This window comes from Blastomonas sp., assembly GCF_041747255.1.
GTDB lineage: Bacteria > Pseudomonadota > Alphaproteobacteria > Sphingomonadales > Sphingomonadaceae > Blastomonas.
This window is the reverse complement of record NZ_JBGTFM010000047.1, coordinates 1-6,601: the sequence shown is the minus strand read 5'-3', so window position 1 is coordinate 6,601 and position 6,601 is coordinate 1. Positions and strand designations below refer to the sequence as shown.

6 protein-coding genes are annotated in these 6,601 nt (G+C 62.8%); 3 read left to right on the top strand and 3 right to left on the bottom strand.

Going from position 1 to position 6,601, the window contains the following annotated elements; all coding sequences use genetic code 11:
- The 3 genes from ACEW8G_RS01850 to hisS form a co-directional block, all read right to left on the bottom strand.
- Positions 1-435 (bottom strand): class I SAM-dependent methyltransferase (locus ACEW8G_RS01850; RefSeq protein ID WP_373486748.1); only part of this gene is annotated, 435 nt, incomplete at its 3' end.
- 106 nt (positions 436-541) lie between these two features.
- On the bottom strand, positions 542-1,630 hold the full coding sequence (gene prfA, locus ACEW8G_RS01845; RefSeq protein ID WP_373486747.1) for a peptide chain release factor 1: 1,089 nt from the start codon (positions 1,628-1,630) through the stop codon (positions 542-544).
- A 337-nt stretch (positions 1,631-1,967) separates the two neighbouring features.
- On the bottom strand, positions 1,968-3,254 hold the full coding sequence (hisS, locus tag ACEW8G_RS01840) for a histidine--tRNA ligase (RefSeq protein ID WP_373486746.1): 1,287 nt from the start codon (positions 3,252-3,254) through the stop codon (positions 1,968-1,970).
- Between the two features lie 275 nt (positions 3,255-3,529).
- Between hisS and ACEW8G_RS01835 the strand changes: the two genes are divergently transcribed.
- The 3 genes from ACEW8G_RS01835 to ACEW8G_RS01825 are packed head-to-tail and all read left to right on the top strand — an operon-like array spanning position 3,530 to position 6,390.
- The gene (locus ACEW8G_RS01835; RefSeq protein ID WP_373486745.1) at positions 3,530-5,458 is read left to right on the top strand and encodes a M61 family metallopeptidase; all 1,929 of its coding nucleotides are present in this window, start codon (positions 3,530-3,532) and stop codon (positions 5,456-5,458) included.
- A gap of 56 nt (positions 5,459-5,514) precedes the next feature.
- Positions 5,515-6,057 (top strand): inorganic diphosphatase, encoded by a 543-nt coding sequence (ppa, locus tag ACEW8G_RS01830; protein WP_373486744.1) that lies wholly within the window; start codon positions 5,515-5,517, stop codon positions 6,055-6,057.
- A 6-nt stretch (positions 6,058-6,063) separates the two neighbouring features.
- Complete coding sequence (locus ACEW8G_RS01825; protein ID WP_373486743.1) at positions 6,064-6,390, top strand: hypothetical protein; 327 nt, start codon at positions 6,064-6,066, stop codon at positions 6,388-6,390.
- The last annotated feature ends 211 nt before the right edge of the window (positions 6,391-6,601 follow it).

Sequence of the window (6,601 nt, the reverse complement as noted above, 5' to 3'; positions counted from 1 at the left end):
GAGTGCAGCCTCGCTCGCGTCGCTTCCCGTGCCGTGTGCGTCCGGCCATATCGTCAACGCCGCGAGCAGCAGCGCGCCAGAGCCGGTGCCAAGGTCGAGGATACGCGCGGGCGGACATTTGGCGCAAACGTCCATCGCTGCCTCAATCAACGTCTCGCTGTCGGCGCGCGGAATCAGCACGGCGGGCGAGACAACAAGATCGAGCCCCCAGAACTCCTGCCGTCCGGTGATATAGGCGAGCGGCTCGTGCGCGGCGCGGCGGGCAAGGCGTGGGGCGAATCCGGACGGAACGGGATCGTGCATGCGGCCCAGCAACAGGGCGGAGCGCGATACGCCCAGGGCATCGGCCATCAGCAGTTCGGAATCGAGCCGGGGCGTGTCTGAAATATCGGCCAGCGCCTGCGTTGCAGACCGAAGCGCGTATGCGACGATCATCAGCGCAAGCCGTTCTCCGGCGAAAGCCGGAGCCCAGGAGTCAGCTTTCGCAACATCGCCTCTGGATTCCTGCGTTCGCCGGAACACGGTAGATCAAAGTCCGCGCTCACCCCGCCATCTCCATGTTGGCAAGGCGGCTGGCCTGGTCTTCGGATGTCAGCGCATCGACCAGTTCATTCAGCCCTGGCCCGGCAAGGATTTCGTCGAGCCGGTGCAGCGTCAGGTTGATGCGGTGATCGGTGACGCGGCCCTGCGGGAAGTTATAGGTGCGGATGCGCTCTGACCGGTCGCCCGATCCGACCATTGATTTGCGCGCGTTGGCCTCTGACGCCGCCGCCTTGCTGCGCTCAAGCTCATACAGTCGCGCCGCCAGCACCTTGAGCGCGCGCGCTTTGTTCTTGTGCTGCGATTTCTCGTCCTGCTGGGTGACGACCAGGCCAGAGGGCAGGTGGGTGATGCGCACCGCGCTGTCGGTGGTGTTGACATGCTGTCCGCCCGATCCCGACGCGCGATAGACATCGATGCGCAGGTCGTTGTCGTTGATCTGCACGTCGACCTCTTCGGGCTCTGGCAGTACCGCGACCGTCGCAGCGGAGGTGTGAATACGCCCGCCGCTCTCGGTCACCGGCACGCGCTGCACGCGGTGAACCCCGGCCTCATATTTCAGCTTCGCGAACACGCCGGTGCCGTTGACCGAGGCGATGACCTCCTTGAAGCCGCCAACATCGGATGCGCTCGCCGAGATGATCTCGATCCGCCAGCCCTGCTCCTCGGCAAAACGCGAATACATGCGCAGCAGATCGCCCGCGAACAGCGCCGCCTCGTCGCCGCCGGTGCCGGCACGGATTTCAAGCATCGCGGGCCGCATGTCGGCGCTGTCGCGTGGTAGCAGCTGGATGGCGAGATGTTGCTCGGCAAGCCGAAGCTGGCTTCGGATTGCGCCTGCTTCCTCGGCGGCCATCTCGATGATTTCGGGTTCTGAGTCGGCGGCTTCGATCAGGCTTTGCAGCACGTCAAGCTCGGCGCGCAGGCGGCGCACCTCGGCAGCGGCTCGGGCGACAGGCTCAAGCTCGGCATAATCCTTCGACGTGCGCACAAACGCTTCGCCATCCAGCGCGCCCGACGCCATCCGCGCCTGCAACTCCTCATAGCGCGCCTCGATCTGCGCGATGCGCTCGGGGGATATGCGGGTCATTGCGGCACCGTCGAAAGCAGCGCCCTGAACTTGCCTCTCCCTTGATGGGAGAGGCAGCGAGACTTGGCAGTCCTGAGCTTGTCGAAGGACTGCCTAGTCGCAGCGGTGAGGGTGACAGTGCGTCCGGGCGATGCCGCACAATCCGGAGAGAACACCCCCACCCAACCCTCCCCCATCAAGGGGGAGGGCTTGAGGTCGCGCGCACACCTTTTGCCCGCACCTATCCGGTTCCCTGCGAAGGCAGGGCCCCATCTCCCGACCGTCGCGCCGGATGCGAACGCAGGCGATGGCCCCCTGCCTTCGCAGGGGAGCAACATGAATAAGGCTAGATCAATCATCATGTAGGGTCGTCATCGCCTGATAGTTGACCATATTCTGAGGGGAGCTCCCCGAGGATCGCCAGGAGAAACTTCGTTGCTGCTTCGCTTTCCATTGTGACGTTGGTCAGGTGTAATCGCCTTGAGGCTTCGCTGTCAGGTCGAACATATAGAATTGCATCAGCGCCCGACTGCTTGGCTTTTTCTCCCTGCTTTTTGGCATTCCCCTTGAAGGCTGTTTGCACACGAACGCCCCTTCTACGCAGCGCCGCTGCAATCATTGCAGCTTCCACCTCCATATCAGGCCTATCGGGTACGACGCCCACAACTGGCTCTTTTTCTGTCGCCACATCACACAACATCGCCAGCCGCTCGATCCCCGCAGCCCAGCCGACCGCAGGCGTGGCCGGGCCGCCTAAATTCTCGATCAGTCCATCGTACCGCCCGCCGCCCAGCACGGTGCCCTGCGCGCCCAGCCGGTCGGTGACGAATTCGAACGCGGTGTGGCGGTAATAATCCAGCCCGCGCACCAGCCGGGCGTTGCGGGTCCAGGCCACACCCGCCGCATCAAGCCCGCTTGTCACGCTTTCGAAGAACGCGCCCGCCTCGTCGGTCAGATACGCGTCGATGTCGGGCGCGCTGTCGGCGATGGGGCGGTCCTGGGCTTCCTTGCTGTCGAGGATGCGCAGCGGGTTGCGCTCCAGACGGCTCTGCGATTCGGGTGACAGGTCACCCCGGTGCGCATCAAAATGCGCGACCAACGCCGCGCGCCAGGCATCGCGGCTGGCGGCGTCACCCAACGTATTAAGCTGCAACGTCACGCCTTCGGTGATGCCCAGTTCGCGCAGGATCTGGTCGGCCATTACCAGCAGCTCTACGTCTGCCTGCGGTTCGGCAGCGCCGATGATCTCGGCGTCGATCTGGTGGAACTGGCGGTAGCGGCCCTTTTGCGGGCGCTCGTAACGGAACAGGGCCCCATGCGTCGCGAGCTTGAGCGGCGCATATTGCTGCCAGCCGTTGGTGAGATAGGCGCGCGCCAGACCGGCGGTGAATTCGGGCCGCAAGGTGAGCGAATCGCCGCCGCGATCATCGAACGAATACATTTCCTTGCTGACAACATCGGTGGTCTCGCCCAGCGAGCGCGCGAACACCGCCGTCGCCTCGAACACCGGCATTTCCACGCGGCGGAAGTTGTAAAGGCGGCGCACGCGTTCGAACGTGTCGACGACATGGCCGAACCGCTCCTGATCTTCGCCGAAAATGTCCTGTGTGCCGCGGATCGCGCCCGGCGTTTTGATCTTGCCCATGAGGCACAGCCCAATAGCGACTTTTTTGGGTAACACCAAACAAGCGGGTGCATTTTTTTGGCACAGGTGGCTATGGTCAACCTGGACATCGAATTTGCGAGCCGCAGGCAATGTCAAATCCTCTCCCGGAACGGGGAGGTGGCAGCCTGCAGGGCTGACGGAGGGGAAGCGGGATTGTGTTCTGATCTGATCAAGGCACGATCTCGCTTCCCTCCACCGCTTCGCGGTCCCCCTCCCCCTTCCGGGGAGGAGTAAAGAAAAAAAGGGTCATTTACGTGCGTCTATTCCTGAGCGTTTCCTGCCTTGCCATCGCATTTGCCGCCGTCCCCGCCACTGCCCAGAACAGCGAGCCGCAGGTGCAGCCGGTCGAGGACATTGTGCTCGCGCCGCGCGATATCGATTTTCCGGGCACGATGCTGCTTGATGTCGATGCAACCGACATCGGCCGCGCGATCTTCTCGGTCAAGCAGACGATCCCGGTGCCCGCCGAAGCGCGCAGCGCGGGGCGCTTCACCTTGCTGTATCCCGAATGGCTGCCCGGCAACCACGCGCCGCGCGGCGAGATTGAAAAGCTGGTCGGCATCACCTTCGCGGCAGGCGGCAAGCCGCTCACCTGGCAGCGCGATTCGCTTGATGTGAACGCATTCCACGTCAACGTGCCCGCCAATGCGCAGAACGTGGTCGCAAGCTTCCAGTTCGTCAGCCCCACCGCGTCCAACCAGGGCCGGATCGTAATCGCACCAGCCATGATGAACCTGCGCTGGCACAATGTCGCGCTCTATCCGGCGGGCTATTTCACCCGCAACATCCCGGTCGATGCCTCGGTCACTTGGCCCGCAGGCTGGCAGGCGGGCAGCGCGATGCGGGCCAAGCGCACGGCGGGCGCGAAGATCAGCTATGAACGCGTCGATTTCGATACCCTGGTCGACAGCCCGATGTTTGCCGGCGCGAATTTCAAAAGCTGGCCGCTGTCAGACAAGGTGACACTGAACGTCGTCGCCGATGCGCCCGAGCATCTGGCCGCGACCGAGGCGCAAATCGAACATCACCGGCGGCTGGTGCGCGAGGCCGAGCACCTGTTCGGCGTACGCCAGTATGACCGTTACGATTTCCTGCTGTCGCTGTCGAATGAGATGGGCGGCATCGGCATCGAACATCACCGAAGCAGCGAAAACGGCGTCGGCACCGGCTATTTCACCGATTGGGAGAAGGGGCCGGGATCGCGCAATCTGCTGCCGCACGAGATGGTCCACAGCTGGAACGGCAAATACCGGCGTCCGCAGGGCATCTGGGCGCCCGATTTTCGCCAGTCCAGCCGCGACGACCTGCTATGGGTCTATGAAGGGCAGACCCAGTTCTGGGGCTATGTGCTGGGTGCGCGTTCGGGGTTGTTCACCTATCAGGACACGCTCGACGCATTTGCCAATATCGCCGCGTCGCTCGACCGGCGTACTGGTCGCACATGGCGGCCGATGGGCGATACCGCGCACGATCCGATCATCTCCGCGCGCCGCCCCAAGGCATGGGCCAGCTGGCAGCGCAGCGAGGATTATTACAACGAAGGCATGCTGGTGTGGCTTGAGGCCGACCAGATCATCCGCCGCGAATCGGGTAACACCAAGTCTCTGCAAGACTTCGCGCGCAGCTTCTTTGGCGGACGTGAGGGCGACTGGGGGGTTGTCACCTATGAACTGCCAGATGTGATCGCGGCTTTGAACGCGGTGCACCCATACGACTGGCAGGGCTTCATCCAACGCCATGTGTTTGAGGTGAACAGTCAAGCGCCCAAGCAGGGTCTGGTGATGGGCGGCTATGAACTGGTCTATGTGCCCGAGCCCAGCGCGTTCATCAAATCGGGTGAGGCCGCATCGGGTAATGCCGACCTCAGCCACAGCGTCGGGCTGATCGTGGAAAAGGATGGTAAGATCGCGCAGGTCATGTGGGGCAGCCCGGCGTTCGACGCAGGATTGACCAACGGCGACACCATCACCGGGGTCGATGGTGCGGATTATTCGCACGAAAAGATAAAGGCCGTGATCACCGCTGCGACCAGCGGTGGCAAGCTTCCGCTGCTGGTCAAGCGCGGCAAGCGTTACCGCGAAACCGTGCTTTCCTATTCGGGTGGCTTACGCTATCCGGCGCTGCGCAAGACGGGCGAGGGCGAAACCGGACTCGACCGGCTGCTCGCGCCCCAGACCCGCTGATTGCCGGGGCAGCCTTTTAATAAAAGGTTGCCACCCAACAGAAAGCCGCTGTTCTTATGTTTATTGACCAGATCCCCACCGGCAAGAATGCGCCGAACAATGTCAATGTGATCATCGAAGTGCCCACCGGCGGTGAACCGGTGAAATATGAATTCGACAAGGCCTCCGGCGCTCTGTTCGTCGACCGCATCCTGCACACGCCGATGCGATACCCGGCCAATTATGGCTTTATTCCGCACACGCTGTCGCCCGATGGCGACCCGCTCGATGCCCTTGTCGTGGCGCGTTCGCCGTTCATGCCCGGCTGCGTGGTGCGTGCCCGGCCGATCGCGGTGCTCAACCTTGAGGACGAGCATGGCGGCGATGAAAAGATCGTCTGCGTGCCCGATACCGCGACCTTCCCTTATTATACGGATGTGCGTGAAAAATCGGATATGCCCGACATTGTGTTCGCGCAGATCGAACATTTCTTCACCCATTACAAAGACCTGGAAGCTGAAAAATGGGTGCGCGTCGGCAAATGGGGCGATGCGGACGAGGCGCGGCAGGTCGTCGTCGAGGCGATTGAGCGCGCCAATGCCCTCAAGAATGCGGCCTGATTTGGCATGTTGACCGCGGCCAGCCAGATGCGCGCGCTGAGGCTGGCCCCGGTTGTGCTGATGACCGTGCTGGCGGCGGCCTGTGCGACGCCAGAAATGCGCGTGCGCGACTCGTTGGTGCGCGTCGGGCTCAGCCCCCCGGTGGCAGGCTGCATGGCTGAACGCATGGTCGGGCGGCTGACGCTGGACCAGTTGCAACGGCTCGGCAACCTGCAAAAGCTGCCACGCGCCGATGATTTCGATGCGTTGCTGCAGGCGACGCGGGGCTTGCGTGATCCTGAAATCCTCGGCGTGGTCACCTCATCGGGGGTGATCTGCAGGGTTCGCAACTGATCGGCCATTATGCAGGGCAACTTGCGCCTTTGCGGGGTTTCTTTTGGCTTCGGTCTATGCTTTAGCCCCCTCGAGAACGCTTTATCGACCGCTTGTCGGCCAGGCCACGACCGCTTGTTGGTTCGCACGCCCGGCCCGATCAGAAAGGCATGGGAACCTGCATGAACATTCACGAATATCAGGCCAAGGAACTGCTCGCGAAATACGGCAT